Source organism: Enterococcus sp. AMC1252 (assembly GCF_058216515.1).
This window is the reverse complement of the sequence record NZ_CM177097.1, coordinates 1,027,145-1,044,001: the sequence shown is the minus strand read 5'-3', so window position 1 is coordinate 1,044,001 and position 16,857 is coordinate 1,027,145. Positions and strand designations below refer to the sequence as shown.

Sequence of the window (16,857 nt, the reverse complement as noted above, 5' to 3'; positions counted from 1 at the left end):
ATCTCAATTTTTTTCTACGATTTTCTTTACTCTAAACAAAAAGAGTATGGACAAAACTAAAATCAGTTCTGCTCATACTCTAGATCAGGTGAAACGTCTATAAAGTAATTCCTTTAGAGATAAACAGATTCATCTCAAAATCAATATAGATAAATTTGCTCATCTTAATAGAGTTACTACTTGAAGAAACCTTTCACTTTATCAGCTAACCCACCAGCATCGATGTCAGGAATCATTCCTTTTAATTTTTCATATTGTTCACCGATCTCATCTTTGTGTTCTTCAAGGAATTGTTTTGCCTTTTCAAAGTTACCTTCACCAATCAAGTCTTTGACTTTTTGTACAATCTCATCTGTATTCATTATGCTCCCAACCTTTCTTCTTTTGTTAGTTACAATGTACACTGCTGGCCCTATTTTTACAAAAGATATACATCAATTTATTTCAAATTTCTACTACCTAAGTTTTTATTGTATAATGGAAAAAATAACTATAACAGAGGTGCCAAATGAAAATAGCTCACACAAAAGATACTATGAGTGATATTTACTTAGATGCTGTTAAAATTCGTCAGCAAGTTTTTATTTCAGAACAAGGCGTTCCTAGCGAAATTGAAATCGATAAATACGAAGCGGCTTGTATTCATTTTGTTTTATACGGCGATGGGAACAAAGCAATTGCAACATGTCGTTTATTACCCCTTGAGGATGGTCTGATTAAATTACAACGTATGGCCGTTCAAAAAAACTATAGAGGAAAAGATTATGGTCAGCTAATTGTTAAAAGTGCGGAATCTTTTTCAAAAGAATTAGGCTATAACACAATCACTTTAGGTGCTCAGATCACGGCACTTGGCTTCTACGAAAAAATGGGCTATGTCAAAGAAGGCTCAATGTTTCTTGATGCAAACATTGAGCATTATCAAATGCAAAAGACATTGTAGATTTTAATAAAAAAGAACCTGACACAAAACTTGATCAAGCTTTGCGTCAGGTTCTTTTTTCACTTAACATCTTACATCGGCTATTTCTTTGATAGCTCTTGGTAACGTTGATACCAGATATCTACATAAGCTTCTGAGAAGGGGCCTTTTTCATTATTAATCCAATCCACTAACGTCTTCACATTTTCTTTTAGGATGAAGTCAATATCTTCTGGATAATCCATGATTTTACTGTGGAATTCATATTCATCTACGTCCAATAAACGCTTTTCCCCGTCTGGAAAAACTTTGATATCCAAATCGTAATCGATATACTTCAATGCTTCATCATCTAAAAGATACGGTGACGCCAAATTGCAGTAATAAGAAACCCCCTTTTCTCTAATCATCGCTATTATGTTGAACCAGTATTTTTTATGGAAATAAACTATAGCTGGTTCCCGAGTAACCCATCGACGTCCATCAGACTCTGTCACCAAAGTATGATCGTTTACGCCAATCAAAGAATACTCGCTTGTTTTTAATACCATAGTATCTCGCCATGTTCGATGCAAATGCCCATCGTGTTTGTAACTTTGGATCGTTACAAATTCACCTTCTTTTGGAATTGCCATAGTCCCCCAACTTTCCCTAGTACGAAAAATCGCTTCTAAAAGCTGATTACTCTTCGTTTGGGTGTTCATTACACCGATATCAATACAATTATATCATAATTTTCAACTTTGCATACTAAGGAGTTTGGTTTCTTATATCAATGAGAATTATCTATTAAAATAAGTCATTTTATTTTAGTTCTTTTGCTGTTGAAATTGGGATAAATTAGAAGAAGGTCTAGCTCTAAACAGAGCTAGACAAAGATTTGGGCGATTAATCGCTTTGAATCCTACAATTTCAATCCACTAGCTCTAAACAGAGCTAGACTAAATATTACAACCCTACACCGCAAAATGAGATTATTTCAATCCACTAGCTCTAAACAGAGCTAGACTATCATAGTTTTTAAGCAGCAATCGTGTGTTGTGATTTCAATCCACTAGCTCTAAACAGAGCTAGACAAAACCTTAAAACAAATACATTAAATCGTTGGGATTTCAATCCACTAGCTCTAAACAGAGCTAGACCAGCGTCATTGAAGAATCCAGAAAGCCACTTATAATTTCAATCCACTAGCTCTAAACAGAGCTAGACATCGGACAGTAATTTATGATACTAATCTCAGTCCTATTTCAATCCACTAGCTCTAAACAGAGCTAGACAATTATGTTTAAAGTGTATTAAAACGAACAAAAAATTTCAATCCACTAGCTCTAAACAGAGCTAGACGCGATTAAAGCCGGTGATGCTGATTGGTATGATATTTCAATCCACTAGCTCTAAACAGAGCTAGACCAATTAAGCAAAATAAAGTCCTTGAGATACAACTATTTCAATCCACTAGCTCTAAACAGAGCTAGACGTCCGTTTGGGCTGGTTTTTAATACCAAGAAATTATTTCAATCCACTAGCTCTAAACAGAGCTAGACGGATGGCGGCGATATCGATTTTTATTTAGTTCATATTTCAATCCACTAGCTCTAAACAGAGCTAGACTTCAAACAATTCTAACCATTCATCAAACAGCACATATTTCAATCCACTAGCTCTAAACAGAGCTAGACACAATGACCTTGTAAGATCTTACAAATAATTTATAATTTCAATCCACTAGCTCTAAACAGAGCTAGACCGTACCTTGACTCTCAGCGTTCTTGAGACCTTCAATATTTCAATCCACTAGCTCTAAACAGAGCTAGACTCATTGACTGGTCTAGTCGGCTATATCAAATCAATTTCAATCCACTAGCTCTAAACAGAGCTAGACCTTGTTAGGTGAGTAAGATATCTGATATTTAAACGATTTCAATCCACTAGCTCTAAACAGAGCTAGACTTAGCACAACCTTTATTTTGCGACATGGAGAGAATTTCAATCCACTAGCTCTAAACAGAGCTAGACAAAAATTTTTCATCAGGTGAAAACGGTCATACTGATTTCAATCCACTAGCTCTAAACAGAGCTAGACTGTGGGAATGGTGGAAATACATGACATATCTTCACCAATTCAACACTAAATCTAGTATAACATTAAATTAAAATGAGAAAAAGAGCTATTTTCCCTCTAATCCCTGCAAAAATCTGGTGCGGATCTCCTAGAAATTTTATGTTTACTTAGGGTCCGCACCTAAAAACTATTCTTTTATTCTGAATTCTTTTTTATATAGATCTACCATTTTTTGCTGCGGTTTTGGAAAAACATAATTTGAAAACTCGGCTTTTGTTGCCCATTCTTGATTCTCATTTAAACTCGTCAATCCTGTTTGACGTCCATAAAACACAAGAATATGCCATTTTAGATGGCTGAAAATATGAATTACTTCTCCTAAAGTTCTTTTTTGCCAAACTACTTGAGAGTATTTTTCAAAAATTTCTGGATTTTCTTCAGCAACTAATAGAGGTTCTTCAAAATCAAGCGATAATTGCTGATCTTCTTTCACCCACATTTTTTGTAGAAAATCAAAACGTTCTTTACTGACTTCATCTACTGGAAATAGCCACATATTTGCTAATAAGCCTTTGTCATCACGTTGTTCTAATAAGAATTCTTGCTGATTGTTTTCAATAATTCCACCGATATAATAAACATCTTTTGGCTTTAACTTTTTAGATTTAACTGGAAAATTTGTCATTGTATTATTTTTATAGCTTAAACAATAAGACTGAATCGGACATTCATCACACTTTGGAGAGGTTGGTGTACAAATTGCTGATCCTAGATCCATCATTGCCTGATTAAAATCCCCTGGACGCTTTTGGTCGATAATTTTATACATTGCTTCTTCAAAAATTTTACGGCTACTAGATTTGGCAATATCATCACTAATCTCAAATAAACGGCTGACGACCCGCATAACATTACCATCGATTGCAGGTTCTGGAATGTGAAAGGCAATACTTCCAATCGCTCCTGCTGTATAAGGACCAATGCCTTTTAATTGACGAATTTCTTCGATTGTTTTAGGCATCTGACCGTTAAATTCGGTCATGATCTGTTGCGCTGCAACTTTCAAATTTCTGGCTCTAGAATAATACCCCAAGCCTTCCCAAGCTTTTAATAACTTATCATCTGGTGCTTCAGCTAAATCTTTAATTGTCGGAAACCATTCCATAAAACGATAATAATAATCGATCACCGTATCAACACGCGTTTGCTGCAACATAATTTCTGAGATCCAAATACGATACGGGTCTAGATTGACCCGCCAAGGTAAATTTCGTTTTTCTTTTTCATACCAATCGATAAACTCTTTTTGAAAAGCTTGCAGCTCACTATTACTCCAAGTTTCCCAATATTTTTCATTCTTCATTCTCTAATTCCTTTTCATCAAAATATTGTTGAATTAAATCCGAATCAAAACGTTTTTGAAACAGTCCTTGTTTGACTTTCATCAGACGTTTATAAGGATCTAACTTGCGGTGTTTTTCCCATAATTTGTCGCCCTCTTTTCGGATGACATCTAATTCTTGTTCTTCATCTTTTTCAAAAGAAAGCTCTTCAAGGGCTAAATCAATAACTTCTCGATTAAAACCTTTTTGCATCAAATGCATTTGAACTTTTTGCAAGGCATCTTTGAAGCTTTTCGTCCGATAACGTCTCATCGCTTTTTCAGCGGTTGCTTTTGCTACTTCTACTTGTTCATCCATTGTATAAAAAGTTAACCCATGTTGAATGTCTTCATCATTCAAGCCTTTTCGTTTTAGTTGTTGTTCAATCATTTTGGGTCCTTTATCACTCGTTCGCATCAAAGTACGGACATAACTTTCACTAAATATTTTATCATCTAGAAGATTCATTTCTTCTAAACGGATCACGATTTTTTTTCGATCATCGGATAATATCTCTTTTTCTTTCAAATAATCTAAAATTTCTTTTTTTGACCGTAGCTGATAGCTTAGATAATTTAAAGACATCTGTAAGCCAACATCATAAGATCCAGCTTTTTTTATTTTTTCGACCATTTCATCTGATAATTCTTGTCCTTTTAATAAACGTTGTCGGACTAAGGTATCCTCAGATACGCGTAATTTTTCTCCTGAAGATAGCCAGATAAGATAAAATTGACCTTTGTCTTTTGTAATTTTCGTAATTGTTTCCATCTTTCTCCGCCTTTCTAGTGAGAACATATATTCTACTATAACATATAAATGACAGAAGCTAAACTAGCTAAATTGTGCTAAAATAAGAAATGTCGAAGTACTTGATTAACAGATCTACGGATCAAAAGGATGGAAATATGACCACACAACTATTAAAAGAAGGACAAACGATTCCTTTAAAAATAAAACGTTTAGGCATCAACGGTGAAGGGATCGGCTATTACAAAAAGACGATCGTTTTTGTTCCAGGTGCTTTACCTAAAGAAGATATCTCTGTAGAAATCACGAAAGTAGCCCCCCGTTTTGTGGAAGGTCAACTGAAAAAAATTGTCAAAGCTGCGCCCGAAAGAGTCGTTCCCCCTTGCCCAGTTTATGAAGCATGCGGTGGTTGTCAATTACAACACTTATCTTATCCCGCTCAGCTACTCTTTAAAAAAGATCTATTAAAGCAGTCGCTCAACAAGTTTAGACCAAGAAACTATGAAAATTATCAGCTACCTAAAACAATTGGAATGAAGAACCCTTGGAATTATCGCAACAAAGCACAATTTCAATTACGGAAGATCGATGGAGAAATTGAAGCTGGACTTTACCAAGCTGATTCTCATCGTTTAGTTCCAATCACCGACTGTCTAGTTCAACAACCTGCTACAACAAAAGTCATGAATACTTTAGTAGAATTATTGAATAAATATCAATTACCGATCTACAATGAACGAAAAAACAGTGGCATCTTTAGAACATTGATGGTTCGTGTCGGCGTAAAAACAAATGAAGTTCAAGTTGTTTTTATTACGCAATCCATAAAATTCCCACAGAAAAAAGCATTGATTGAAGAAATTACTCAGCATCTCCCTGAGGTTGTTTCAATTATGCAAAACGTACAAAACAAAAGAACCTCAATCGTTATGGGTGATGAAACGATCCATGTTTGGGGTAAAGAAAGCATCGAAGAGCAAATCAATGAAGTCACCTTTGATTTATCTCCCAGAGCCTTCTTCCAACTAAATCCGGAACAAACTGAGGTATTATACGATGAAGCATTGAAAGCCTTAGATATACAACCCAACGAGACAGTTGTTGACGCTTATTGCGGTGTTGGAACAATTGGCTTAAGTATTGCCAAACAAGCTAAAGAAGTTCGCGGAATGGATATTATTCCTGCTGCGATCGAAGATGCTAAGATGAACGCTGAACGTTTAGGTGTTACGAACACACATTATGAGGTAGGAACAGCTGAGGAATTACTGCCTAAATGGCTTCAGAGTGGTTTTAAACCCGATGCAATCATTGTTGATCCTCCTAGAACCGGATTGGATCAAAAACTGCTGAGAGCTATTTTAAAGCAGCCTCCTAAGAAAATGGTGTATGTCTCTTGTAATGTGTCCACATTGGCTAAAGATTTAGTTGATTTAGCTAAAGTATTTGATGTGAAGTATTTACAATCAGTCGATATGTTTCCACAAACAGCTCGTTGTGAGGTTGTTGTGAAATTGACTAAAAGATAGTTTCATAAGAAGAAAATCCACTAACCAGATTTCACCTTGGTTAGTGGATTTTTTTAAATACTGCTAAAGTACTTCTCCATTACTAGCTATAACCTTTTTCATCCAATAATAGCTATCCTTCACGTAACGTTTTTGGCTCCCTTTCCCATAATCATCTTGATCGACATAGATAAAACCATATCTTTTACTCATTTCTGAAGAAGAACAACTAATAATATCAATTGGTCCCCATGCACAATACCCTCTAAGATCAACACCATCTTTAATTGCTTCTTTCATTTGTTCAATATGTGCCTTGTAGTAATCGATACGGTAATCATCGTGGATACTACCTTCTACTTCCAATCGATCATAACAGCCAATACCATTTTCAGTAATATAGATTGGGCATTGATAACGATCGTAGAAAGAGTTCAACAATGTTCTAAGTCCAAGAGGATCGATCGTCCAGCCCCACGGATTTGCTGGTAAATTCTTATTACGATACGGTTCATTATGTTTCCCATCACAAATCTGTGTGTAGTAATAAGAAAATGACAGATAATCCGCTGTATTTTTTAAAATAGCTGCATCCTCTTCAGCAAATGTTAGCTTAATGTCCTGCTCCTCAAAATATCGAAACGCGTAACCTGGATAATATCCTCGTAAAAGAACATCTGCAAAGAAATACTGCATTTGATTGATTTTAAGTGTAGCCAAAACATCCTCCGGTTCACAAGTAGCTGCATACTCAGGGCCTCCGCAAAGCATCATTCCAACTTGATAATTTTCATCAACTTGGTGAGCATATTCGGTAGCTAAAGCTGAAGCTACCATCATGTGATGAACACCTTGATATTTTGCTTCCTGCAGATTTTCTACCTTATCCTCAGCGATTCCTAGATGATTAAATGATTCATGACCGATTAAATTGATCTGATTGATCACGATCCAATATTTTACTCTTCCTTGATAGCGATCAAAAATAACCTTACAATAGCGAACAAAAAAATCAACAACTTCTCTTGAATACCATCCTTTATAATTCAATGTAAGGTTGAGCGGCATTTCATAATGTGATAATGTAATCATCGGTTCCATGCCATTAGCTAAGATTTCATCGATCAATTTATCATAAAAAAGCAGTCCCTCTTCGTTGGGTTCAAGATCATCACCGTTAGGAAAAATTCGAGACCAATCGATCGAAGTTCTAAATAATTTTAACCCCATATCTCCTAACAATTTTAAATCTGTTGGATACGTTTCTTTAAAATTAATGCCCCATCTTTTCGGGAAAATACCAGTTTGATTATTCAAAGCTTCCTCAATATAACTAGTAGAAATCTCTGCATTCGATCTTTTTTCTAATGGTAGATCCGCTCTAAATTCATTAATATCTGCAACACTTGTGCCTTTACCTTCATACTGAAAGGCTCCTTCACACTGATTAGCGGCAACAGCACCGCCCCATAAAAAATTTTTTGGAAATCCAGTGGGTACTTGATACATATATTTATCCTCTTTTCATTCATTTTTTTCAAGTAATGTTAAACGTTCGTTGAGTTGTCTAGCTATTTTGATTAAGTGATTGGCCATATTGATTTCACTGTAGATCGTCATCAAGGTATCTTGCGCATGCGTAAACAACAAAGAATGCTCACGTTGAGTTGTCTCTTCACCCATTTCACTTTGAATAGCTTGGGTTTGAATTTTATGTGCTTCAGTGATATTTGTTTTGGCAACTTTCATTTCTTCTGTAGCCGTTTCAAAATCATTATTTTCAGTTGCAACGAGAGCATTCTTACAATTAACTCTGGCATCTCCAGCGAACAAAATAATTTCCATCGCTTGTTGTGACAATGCATCATCCATATATAATTAAGCCTCCTTCAATATCTGATTTTCAGCTTTGGTTTCTTGGTCATCGTATGCTTTAAAAAATGGATACCAAATAGCAGTTGATATCGCAAAAATTACTAGCATTAAAACAATTCCTGTAATTGTCCCCGTTGTAAACCATGTAGCAAACGGAAATGGACAATACCATAATTCAAATTGAACTTTGGGGATTGGTGCAAAAGGAATTATTTTTGTAAAGATATAAATCACGATCGGCAAAATAACTCCTTGAAGCCACATCGGAATCATCAATAACGGATTCCATGCAACAGCACCAAAAATCACTGGTTCATTGATATTAAAAATAGACGGTACGATACATGCTTTCCCCAACGCACTAATTTTTTTAGAACGAGCCCGCATCATCATTAAGACCAACGGCATCGTACAGCCAATTCCACCGATCCATAAATAAGCGGAATATAATGTACTACTTGTAACTAAATTCAACGTTTCAACAGAAGCTGTTCCATTTTGAACAAGCGCGATATTTTCAGCAATTGCCTTTAGAAGAACTGGTTGAACAACAGGTGTCAAAACCCAAGTAGAAATTCCCATCGAATAAAGAAAACAAATTAAAAACATCATCCCTACAAAACCCCCGGGCGATTCCATAAAGCTAGATAGCGGCATAAAAATACTTAAAACAATATTATATAAATCTACTTTCATGAGCAAAACAACAACCCAGCCAAAAACAATGATGATCCCAATCGGCAACATAGAATCAAACCACGCTCTGACAAAATCAGGAATCACTGACTCCTCTTTAAAAAAAGTAAATTTCCCTAAGGTAACTAATACAACTCCAGCAATCAAGCCTGCAACAATCGCTACAAACATCCCTCCAGCACCTAATGCATCATGTCCAAAACCAACTAGACCATCTTTTTCGATTTGGGGTGAAATAATCATCAAGAATAAAACTAGACCACTCATTCCCGCAACGATTCTTTGCTTACGCAATCGTTTTTTCTCCATCAAGTTAAAAGGAATCAAAAATGCTACGAACAAAGAAATTTTTCCCATCGTCCAACCGAATGGTACCCAAAAACTTGGCAAAGCTGGAAAATACTCATTTAAAATAGCTAGCATAGAAAAGATCGAACCTAAGAAAATAAATGGTAATGTCTGCATGATAGAATCTTTGATACTAACAATCCAAGGATTATTGTTCACCTTGTTCATTTTAGGTGAGAAACTATTTTCCAACCAAAAGATCAACTTATTCATATTTATGTCTCCTTTTTAAACTATTCATTTTCTTTTAAAGCAATTAACAAATGTTCGATTGCAGCATCTCCATCTAACGTCGCATAATATTCTTTTTTCATCAGAATAACTTTTACTGGAAATCCGTGAATAATCTCATCGATTTCATCAATGATATATTCAAGATGTGGCCCAACCATCAAAGCATCAATCTCCTCAATATAATTTTCAATTTCGGACTCGCTTCTTGCGACAATACCCATATCCAAATTTTTGGTTTTAGCTGCCTTACGCATATTTGCTGCCATAAACCCGCTACTTGCACCTGATCCACAGACCAGTAAGACATTTAATTCACTCATTTTTCATCCTCCTAAATTTTAAAAGTGTTACAAACTCATTCTGTTCTATCAGAAATTTTAGTAACCTTAGCTGCTTAGTACACCCTTATCATCTACATTTTAAAGGTCTCCATCAAATATGATTTTTTCCTAGACCTACCTCTTTGGCGGAAATAACTGTACTTGATTTGCTATTTAAAAGAACGAATAATAAGAAATATAAAAAAGTAGAGGAGCGGATATATTGTGTCCTTAAATAAAAAAGAAGCGGCACTGGTGAAATTATTAATTCAACATCACAACTGGCTATCTGCATCTTTTCTTGCTGGAGCATTATCTACATCAACAAGAACGATTCGTAACTATGTGGCTCGGATCAATCAAAGTACTCATTTAGATATGATTCAATCCTCTAAGCGAGGATACATGATCAATGAAAATGTTCGGATCGAAGATTTCACTTCTAACGACAAACAAGAATTGAATACGCCTATTGATCGAGTCAATTATTTGATGAACTTATTGATAAAACATAAGAATGTCGACTACTTTGATGTAGCAGAATCATTATTTGTCAGTATTCCAACAATAGAAAAAGATACGCTTCGTCTACGTAAAAAAATGAATAAATATCATTTAAAAATAGTTAAACGTGGACATTTTTTAAGCATGGAAGGTGATGAAACAAACTTCCGAAAGCTTGCTAGTGATATGCTTCAAGATGAAGCTTTACAAAATTTTCAATCCATTGAGTACATTCAGACGATCTTCCCAGATATTTCGATTGAGGTGATTCAAAAAATCGTAATCAATCGTTTAAGTAGTCAATATCTCTATGTAAACGGCTATGCTATCAACAGTTTATTGCTACATATTGCTATAGCCATCAATCGGCTCCTTCATCACCAACGCTCTGAGATGGAATTTATTTCTGAACTTTTTTCCAAAGAGCAAATTGAATATCAGCTTGCTATTGCAATTGGAAAAGATATTGATCAAGCCTTTACTGTTGAAATGGACCTGTATGAACTCAATAATTTAACTCTTTTATTAATGACTAAAATCTCTCCATCAAATGATGCGTTCTTAAAAGATTATATGGAAACGTTTATTTATACATTTGTTTCAAACGTGATGGCAACCGTCTCCGAAAAATATTTCATCAGCCATATTTCTGATAAACTTGTACTGAATTTAGCTTTACACGTATCTAATTTGATTTCACGAGCCAAAAGCGGCAAGCAAGTTCACAACCCTTTATCTGATGAAATCAAACAGTCGTATGCATTTATTTACGAAGTTGCCGTTTTTATTGCCAAACAAATTCAAGAACAAATCAATATTCCAATTTCAGATGATGAAATCACTTTTATTGCACTTCACATTGGTTCCTATTTTGAAGAAAAATTCGAGACAGAAAACAAATTAAGTTGTGTGATCTATACACCAGAATATTATGATATGCATAAACGTTTGATCTATAAAATTGGAGATACCTTCAAATCTAGTCTAAACATTTTAGGAACTTTTTATCGATTAGACTCTGAAAGCTTGAGTACAATGGAAAAAGTAGACCTAGTTTTATCTACGATCAAAATAAAAGAATTAACGGATGTAGTACAAATTTCTCCATTTTTATCAAGAAAAGATAGTGAAAAAATTAAACATAAGATTCAACTTGTGAAACAGGAAAAATTATTGGATACATTAAAAGAAAACTTTCGAACTTACCTAACACCAGAACGCTTTGAACGAAACATTTATTTAAAATCGCCCAATTTCTACATTGAACACTTAGGCGCTCAATTAGTCAAAAAAAAATATATTAATACTCACTTTATTGACTTAATCAAAGCGCGGGAAAAAATGTCCGCTACATCATTTAATAATTCGGTCGCCTTACCACATGCGATTGAAATGAGTGCTAAAAAAACGGGAATTTCTATTATTTTAAATGATCGACCAACAAAATGGGGGAACCATTATGTTCAAGTAATCATTATGATCGTTATGAACCAAGAAGATATGAAAAAATTTAGGCAATTATTTGATTTTATGATCGATACATTTTCAAATCAAATAAAGCTAGATAAACTTTTAAGTGTGGGAAATTATGAAGAATTTATTGATGAATTATTTAAATACGAACGTTAATTCAGATTACAAAAAAACGCTAAGAGAATTTAATCTCCTAGCGTTTTTCAACTGTTTTTAATTTTTACCTACAAAAAATGACACTACTGCAACTAAAATCACCGCACCAATAATTGACGGAAATAATGCCATGCCGGCAATTTGAGGTCCCCAGCTTCCTAGAAGTGATTGACCAATTGATGAGCCTACAAGACCTGCAATAATATTGAAAATCCAGCCCATTGATTTGCCTTTACTTGTGATCGCCCCGGCAATTGCTCCGATAACGCCACCTACGATTAAAACCCATAACCAATGCATACAAATGACCTCCTTTACAAATAGAATAAAAATAATAATGATTACTTAATTATGCTAACAGATTATTTATTTTCTTGCGAAAGAAATGCATTTTAAAATCAATCTATATCATTTAACTATCATTTTTATTTCATCTCATCTGTCATTAAAATCGTTACATAATTTTTAATGTTACATTTTCCTACAAATTACCGCAGCGCTGACTCCTATTTCCATCTGAAGCTCTCCCTCTTGTTTGTATCAATCTATGACTATACTCTAAGAAGATTAAACACCTCAGCCCAGAAAATTAGATCGCTATACTTTGAACTTAGTTTGGTAAAACAAAAAAGCTAGAATCCAAATGGATTCTAGCTTGAAAATCAATCTCAAAAAGATTATTTTACTGTTACTGCAGCGCCAACTTCTTCTAAAGCAGCTTTTAATGCTTCAGCTTCATCTTTAGAAACGCCTTCTTTAACTGGTGCAGGAGCGCCATCAACTACTGCTTTAGCTTCTTTCAAGCCAAGACCTGTTGCTTCACGAACTGCTTTGATAACTTTAACTTTTTGATCGCCTGCAGAAGTTAATTCTACAGTGAATTCAGTTTGTTCTTCGCCAGCTGCTGCTGGTCCTGCTGCTGCTGCTACAGGAGCTGCTGCAGATACGTCAAATTTTTCTTCAATAGCTTTTACTAAATCGTTTAATTCTAAAATAGTTGCGCCTTCTAATTCTGCAACAATGTTTTCAATGTTCAATGCCATTATGGTTTCCTCCGTTTTAATAATTCATTATTTTTTTAGTTTAGTTTACTGCTAGGCTGCAATTATGCAACTTCTTCTTCTTTTTCTGCCACTGCTTTGACAGCGTAAGCCACTTGTCTGACTGGCGCTTGTAATACAGATAATAGCATAGAAAGTAGTCCATCGCGACTTGGAAGTTTTGCTAAAGATGTCATTTCTTCTACTGAAGATACTTTACCTTCAATAACGCCACCTTTAATTTCCAATGCTTTGGCAGTGCTTGCAAATTCGTCGATGATTTTAGCAGGTGCTACTACATCGTCGTTACTGAAAGCGACTGCTGTAGGTCCTGTAAATACTTCGTCCATACCTTCTAGTCCAGCTTTTTTAGCTGCACGTGAAAGGATAGAGTTTTTGATGACTTTCATTTCAACATTTGCATCACGCAATTGTTTACGTAAGTTAGTCACTTCTTCCACAGTTAAACCACGGTAGTCAACAATGACTACAGAAGCTGCTGCTTGAAACTTAGCTGTTGCTTCTTCGACTAGGGTTTCTTTTTTAGCGATTGCTGCTTCACTCATTTATTTTCACCTCCTGATTATTGATGGGTAGAGCTTGCTGTGAAACACAATTTCTTATAAAAAATTGTGTTTCACAGCAAAAAACTCCATGCCACCGTTGACATAGAGGGACGTAATTGTATGTATCAACAATTGTCCTCGGTAGGAAATTAAGACTTGCGTCACCTACTGTCTTCGGTACAGTTAATTATTAACCTCAACTACCTTACCATGAGAGAGGTAGTTGAGTCAATAATTTTTTTCAGCTTTTCTTTCGATCTAGCTTCATGAACTAGCACTTCGGAAAAAAGATAAATAATGTTTGTGACAAAAAGCGTCACAATCTAACCGGTCTATTACACTTTTCTAATTAGAAAGAAGCTTGGTCAACGTGGATTCCAGGTCCAAATGTAGTTGTTACTGAAATGTTTTTAATATATTGACCTTTTGCTGCTGATGGTTTAGCTTTTAACAATACATCGTTGATTGTATTGAAGTTTTCTAGTAATTTTTCATTATCAAATGAAACTTTACCAATTGGTACGTGGATGTTTCCAGCTTTGTCAACACGGTAAGTTACTTTACCAGCTTTTACTTCGTTAACAGCTTTTGTTACGTCCATTGTTACAGTACCTGTTTTAGGGTTAGGCATAAGACCTTTAGGACCTAAGACACGACCTAATTTACCAACTTCAGCCATCATGTCTGGAGTTGCTACTACTACATCAAAGTCAAACCATCCACCTTGGATTTTTTGAACCATATCCGCGTCACCTACGTAATCAGCGCCAGCAGCTTCAGCTTCTTTCGCTTTATCGCCTTTAGCGAAAACTAAAACGCTTTGTGTTTTACCAGTTCCGTTAGGTAATACTACTGCACCACGGATTTGTTGGTCTGCTTTTTTAGGATCTACATTTAAACGGTAAGCAACTTCAACAGTTGCGTCGAATTTTGCAATATTTGTATCTTTAGCCAAAGCGATTGCTTCTGCTACAGGGTAAACTTTTGTTGCTTCAACTTTTTTTAATGCATCTTGCATTTTTTTGCTTTTTTTAGCCATTTTGTTTCCTCCTTGATTGTGGTTATAACGGTCGAACCTCCCACGTAATTCATATCTTTGAATATGAAATAAACTGAGAAGCTACTTCTTTGGGGTCTGAGAATAAAAAATTATCCTACAGTGATTCCCATGCTTCTTGCAGTTCCTTCAACCATGCGCATAGCCGCTTCAACGTCTGCTGCGTTTAGGTCTGCCATTTTAAGTTCAGCGATTTCTTTAACTTGATCTTTAGAAACATTCGCTACTTTATTTTTGTTTGGCTCACCAGAACCTTTTTCGATTTTTGCAGCTTTTTTAAGTAATACTGCAGCTGGTGGTGTTTTAGTAATGAATGTAAATGAACGGTCTTCATATACAGAGATTACTACTGGAATAATCAAACCAGCTTGATCAGCTGTACGAGCGTTGAATTCTTTAGTGAATCCCATAATGTTGATACCCGCTTGACCTAATGCTGGACCTACTGGCGGAGCTGGTGTTGCTTTACCTGCAGGAATTTGCAATTTAACTAATTTTTCTACTTTTTTTGCCACGAGACATACCTCCTTGAGTCCGTGATGTGGTTAATTGGAGATGAAGATTTCTCCTCCCACGTCATTCTTTGACGAATCAAAGAAAACCTGTATGCAAAAATGCACACTTAGTTATTATACTCTCTCTTTAAAAATTTTTCAAGTGCTCTATAGGAAATAATGGTTCTATCATCCATATCATAGTTAGATAACAACTTCAGCAAAAAAAAGCCACAGGAGACACTCCTCCTCTGAGCTTTTTTCGTTGACCTTCTACTGGATATGGCCACTATATTTTGCGTACCATTCAAGAGAACCAGGTAATTTATAATATTCTTTTCTAGTTAGAAAACCTGTCTTACCTCCTTTTGTATGACGAATAATCAGAGGTGGAACTGAACTAGTCTTCGTTTCGTGAATCACAAATTCCGGTTCTTTATTACCACTTGCCCATCCTGGAATCTCGATTGATCCTTCTATATCAATAATATTCCATTTACTCGCTGCTTGGGCTGTTTTTGGTAATGCATATAAACTTACCAATGTAGCACCTACAAATAACGTTCCAATTATTTTTTTCATTTAATAATATCCTCCTTATATTTATTTTATTTATTCTAACATATTGTAAAACAGAAATCAATTTCCTTCTATGGTCTTATCTTTTTATAAAATAATTATACTTCGCAAAAAAAGGCGTATTTTCAGATTATTTAAGACAATTGACTTTTCTGTAGTTTCTTGTATTTAATTATGATAGACTTTTGATAGTTTCAAATAAGAAGATAGGTGAAATAGATAATGGAAAATTTACGTTATAAAAGTGTTTTTGACATCATTGGTCCTGTCATGATTGGACCTAGCAGTTCTCACACTGCTGGTGCTGCTCGAATCGGGAAAATCGTCCGGAGTATTTTTGGTGAACAGCCAGATACAGTTGATATTTACTTATATGAGTCTTTTGCAAAAACGTATCGTGGGCACGGAACTGATATTGCTTTAGTCGGCGGTTTATTGGATATGGAACCAGATGACGAGCGTCTTGCTGATTCTTTAAAAATTGCATATGAGCGAGAAATGGAAGTTCTATTCGTTCCATTAAAAGAAAAAGCTGAGCATCCGAATTCAGTCAAATTACTTGTCTCTAAAGGTGATCGGAAACTATCTGTCACAGGAATTTCGATTGGAGGCGGCAATATTCAAATTTCAGAGCTTAATGGTTTTAAAATTTCTCTGACGATGGGTACACCAACCTTTATTATTGTTCATCAAGATGTGCCTGGCATGATTGCCCAAGTGACCAATCTACTGTCTGATACAAATATCAATATTGGCACAATGACCGTCACACGCGAATCAAAGGGTGAAAAAGCCATCATGATCATTGAAATCGACCATGCTGATATCGGTGATATTACAATGAAATTAGTGCAAATCCCTCATATTTACAGTGTAAATTATTTTGATTAA

General features: G+C 35.2%; 18 protein-coding genes, 1 CRISPR repeat array and 1 other annotated feature. Of the genes, 4 read left to right on the top strand and 14 right to left on the bottom strand.

Annotated features, from left to right (window positions below; translation table 11 throughout):
- Positions 1-176: 176 nt before the first annotated feature.
- The gene (locus tag AC4BB5_RS04865; protein WP_490458251.1) at positions 177-362 is read right to left on the bottom strand and encodes a hypothetical protein; all 186 of its coding nucleotides are present in this window, start codon (positions 360-362) and stop codon (positions 177-179) included.
- A 146-nt stretch (positions 363-508) separates the two neighbouring features.
- Between AC4BB5_RS04865 and AC4BB5_RS04860 the strand changes: the two genes are divergently transcribed.
- The gene (locus tag AC4BB5_RS04860; RefSeq protein ID WP_490458250.1) at positions 509-943 is read left to right on the top strand and encodes a GNAT family N-acetyltransferase; all 435 of its coding nucleotides are present in this window, start codon (positions 509-511) and stop codon (positions 941-943) included.
- Positions 944-1,023: 80 nt separating this feature from the next.
- Here AC4BB5_RS04860 and bph read toward each other — a convergent pair whose 3' ends face one another.
- From bph to recX, 3 genes are all read right to left on the bottom strand, one after another.
- Positions 1,024-1,557 carry a biofilm phosphatase Bph gene (gene bph, locus AC4BB5_RS04855; protein WP_010773241.1) on the bottom strand — a complete coding sequence of 178 codons (534 nt, stop codon included), beginning with the start codon at positions 1,555-1,557 and terminating at the stop codon, positions 1,024-1,026.
- A gap of 274 nt (positions 1,558-1,831) precedes the next feature.
- A CRISPR array of direct repeats spans positions 1,832-3,005; the repeat unit is 33 nt; unit sequence ATTTCAATCCACTAGCTCTAAACAGAGCTAGAC.
- Between the two features lie 166 nt (positions 3,006-3,171).
- Complete coding sequence (gene mutY, locus AC4BB5_RS04850) at positions 3,172-4,347, bottom strand: A/G-specific adenine glycosylase (RefSeq protein WP_490458249.1); 1,176 nt, start codon at positions 4,345-4,347, stop codon at positions 3,172-3,174.
- A complete protein-coding gene (recX, locus tag AC4BB5_RS04845) occupies positions 4,337-5,137 on the bottom strand; it encodes a recombination regulator RecX (RefSeq protein ID WP_490458248.1) in 801 nt (266 codons plus the stop codon). Before recX ends, mutY begins: the two co-directional genes overlap by 11 nt.
- 137 nt (positions 5,138-5,274) lie before the next feature.
- Between recX and rlmD the strand changes: the two genes are divergently transcribed.
- Complete coding sequence (gene rlmD / locus AC4BB5_RS04840; RefSeq protein ID WP_490458247.1) at positions 5,275-6,645, top strand: 23S rRNA (uracil(1939)-C(5))-methyltransferase RlmD; 1,371 nt, start codon at positions 5,275-5,277, stop codon at positions 6,643-6,645.
- A 63-nt stretch (positions 6,646-6,708) separates the two neighbouring features.
- On the opposite strand, the gene AC4BB5_RS04835 is transcribed toward rlmD, so the two are convergent.
- From AC4BB5_RS04835 to AC4BB5_RS04820, 4 genes are read right to left on the bottom strand one after another with little or no spacing between them, the layout of a single operon-like run.
- Entirely contained in the window at positions 6,709-8,133 is a 1,425-nt protein-coding gene (locus tag AC4BB5_RS04835) for a glycoside hydrolase family 1 protein (protein WP_490458246.1), read from the bottom strand.
- Between the two features lie 15 nt (positions 8,134-8,148).
- Positions 8,149-8,496 (bottom strand): PTS lactose/cellobiose transporter subunit IIA, encoded by a 348-nt coding sequence (locus AC4BB5_RS04830; protein ID WP_490458245.1) that lies wholly within the window; start codon positions 8,494-8,496, stop codon positions 8,149-8,151.
- A gap of 6 nt (positions 8,497-8,502) precedes the next feature.
- Positions 8,503-9,756, bottom strand: a complete 1,254-nt coding sequence (locus AC4BB5_RS04825; RefSeq protein ID WP_490458244.1) for a PTS sugar transporter subunit IIC — start codon at positions 9,754-9,756, stop codon at positions 8,503-8,505.
- Positions 9,757-9,776: 20 nt separating this feature from the next.
- Entirely contained in the window at positions 9,777-10,097 is a 321-nt protein-coding gene (locus tag AC4BB5_RS04820; protein WP_490458243.1) for a PTS sugar transporter subunit IIB, read from the bottom strand.
- 225 nt (positions 10,098-10,322) lie between these two features.
- Here AC4BB5_RS04820 and AC4BB5_RS04815 point away from each other — a divergent pair, with 225 nt between their 5' ends.
- Positions 10,323-12,230, top strand: coding sequence for a BglG family transcription antiterminator (locus tag AC4BB5_RS04815; RefSeq protein ID WP_490458242.1), 1,908 nt, complete (start codon positions 10,323-10,325; stop codon positions 12,228-12,230).
- Between the two features lie 57 nt (positions 12,231-12,287).
- Here the strand turns inward: AC4BB5_RS04815 and AC4BB5_RS04810 are convergent, their stop codons facing one another.
- From AC4BB5_RS04810 to AC4BB5_RS04785, 6 genes are all read right to left on the bottom strand, one after another.
- On the bottom strand, positions 12,288-12,530 hold the full coding sequence (locus AC4BB5_RS04810; RefSeq protein WP_438758564.1) for a GlsB/YeaQ/YmgE family stress response membrane protein: 243 nt from the start codon (positions 12,528-12,530) through the stop codon (positions 12,288-12,290).
- A 377-nt stretch (positions 12,531-12,907) separates the two neighbouring features.
- Positions 12,908-13,273, bottom strand: a complete 366-nt coding sequence (gene rplL, locus AC4BB5_RS04805; protein WP_069633962.1) for a 50S ribosomal protein L7/L12 — start codon at positions 13,271-13,273, stop codon at positions 12,908-12,910.
- 62 nt (positions 13,274-13,335) lie between these two features.
- Positions 13,336-13,836 carry a 50S ribosomal protein L10 gene (rplJ, locus tag AC4BB5_RS04800; protein WP_208928462.1) on the bottom strand — a complete coding sequence of 167 codons (501 nt, stop codon included), beginning with the start codon at positions 13,834-13,836 and terminating at the stop codon, positions 13,336-13,338.
- A gap of 69 nt (positions 13,837-13,905) precedes the next feature.
- Positions 13,906-14,032, bottom strand: a sequence feature (ribosomal protein L10 leader region).
- Positions 14,033-14,185: 153 nt separating this feature from the next.
- On the bottom strand, positions 14,186-14,875 hold the full coding sequence (gene rplA, locus AC4BB5_RS04795; protein ID WP_025872837.1) for a 50S ribosomal protein L1: 690 nt from the start codon (positions 14,873-14,875) through the stop codon (positions 14,186-14,188).
- Between the two features lie 110 nt (positions 14,876-14,985).
- Entirely contained in the window at positions 14,986-15,408 is a 423-nt protein-coding gene (gene rplK / locus AC4BB5_RS04790) for a 50S ribosomal protein L11 (RefSeq protein WP_069645399.1), read from the bottom strand.
- 252 nt (positions 15,409-15,660) lie between these two features.
- Positions 15,661-15,969, bottom strand: a complete 309-nt coding sequence (locus AC4BB5_RS04785) for a hypothetical protein (RefSeq protein WP_490458241.1) — start codon at positions 15,967-15,969, stop codon at positions 15,661-15,663.
- A gap of 219 nt (positions 15,970-16,188) precedes the next feature.
- Here AC4BB5_RS04785 and sdaAB point away from each other — a divergent pair, with 219 nt between their 5' ends.
- Positions 16,189-16,857, top strand: coding sequence for an L-serine ammonia-lyase, iron-sulfur-dependent subunit beta (gene sdaAB, locus AC4BB5_RS04780; RefSeq protein ID WP_490458240.1), 669 nt, complete (start codon positions 16,189-16,191; stop codon positions 16,855-16,857).

Excerpts from the sequence above, each read along its gene's own strand:
- AC4BB5_RS04825 (WP_490458244.1), bottom strand. The coding sequence starts at position 9,756 with ATGAATAAGTTGATCTTTTGGTTGGAAAATAGTTTCTCACCTAAAATG.
- rplJ (WP_208928462.1), bottom strand. The coding sequence starts at position 13,836 with ATGAGTGAAGCAGCAATCGCTAAAAAAGAAACCCTAGTCGAAGAAGCA.
- AC4BB5_RS04810 (WP_438758564.1), bottom strand. The coding sequence starts at position 12,530 with ATGCATTGGTTATGGGTTTTAATCGTAGGTGGCGTTATCGGAGCAATT.
- AC4BB5_RS04820 (WP_490458243.1), bottom strand. The coding sequence starts at position 10,097 with ATGAGTGAATTAAATGTCTTACTGGTCTGTGGATCAGGTGCAAGTAGC.
- bph (WP_010773241.1), bottom strand. The coding sequence starts at position 1,557 with ATGGCAATTCCAAAAGAAGGTGAATTTGTAACGATCCAAAGTTACAAA.
- AC4BB5_RS04835 (WP_490458246.1), bottom strand. The coding sequence starts at position 8,133 with ATGTATCAAGTACCCACTGGATTTCCAAAAAATTTTTTATGGGGCGGT.
- rplA (WP_025872837.1), bottom strand. The coding sequence starts at position 14,875 with ATGGCTAAAAAAAGCAAAAAAATGCAAGATGCATTAAAAAAAGTTGAA.
- AC4BB5_RS04865 (WP_490458251.1), bottom strand. The coding sequence starts at position 362 with ATGAATACAGATGAGATTGTACAAAAAGTCAAAGACTTGATTGGTGAA.
- recX (WP_490458248.1), bottom strand. The coding sequence starts at position 5,137 with ATGGAAACAATTACGAAAATTACAAAAGACAAAGGTCAATTTTATCTT.
- AC4BB5_RS04860 (WP_490458250.1), top strand. The coding sequence starts at position 509 with ATGAAAATAGCTCACACAAAAGATACTATGAGTGATATTTACTTAGAT.
- rlmD (WP_490458247.1), top strand. The coding sequence starts at position 5,275 with ATGACCACACAACTATTAAAAGAAGGACAAACGATTCCTTTAAAAATA.
- sdaAB (WP_490458240.1), top strand. The coding sequence starts at position 16,189 with ATGGAAAATTTACGTTATAAAAGTGTTTTTGACATCATTGGTCCTGTC.
- AC4BB5_RS04785 (WP_490458241.1), bottom strand. The coding sequence starts at position 15,969 with ATGAAAAAAATAATTGGAACGTTATTTGTAGGTGCTACATTGGTAAGT.
- AC4BB5_RS04830 (WP_490458245.1), bottom strand. The coding sequence starts at position 8,496 with ATGGATGATGCATTGTCACAACAAGCGATGGAAATTATTTTGTTCGCT.
- rplL (WP_069633962.1), bottom strand. The coding sequence starts at position 13,273 with ATGGCATTGAACATTGAAAACATTGTTGCAGAATTAGAAGGCGCAACT.
- mutY (WP_490458249.1), bottom strand. The coding sequence starts at position 4,347 with ATGAAGAATGAAAAATATTGGGAAACTTGGAGTAATAGTGAGCTGCAA.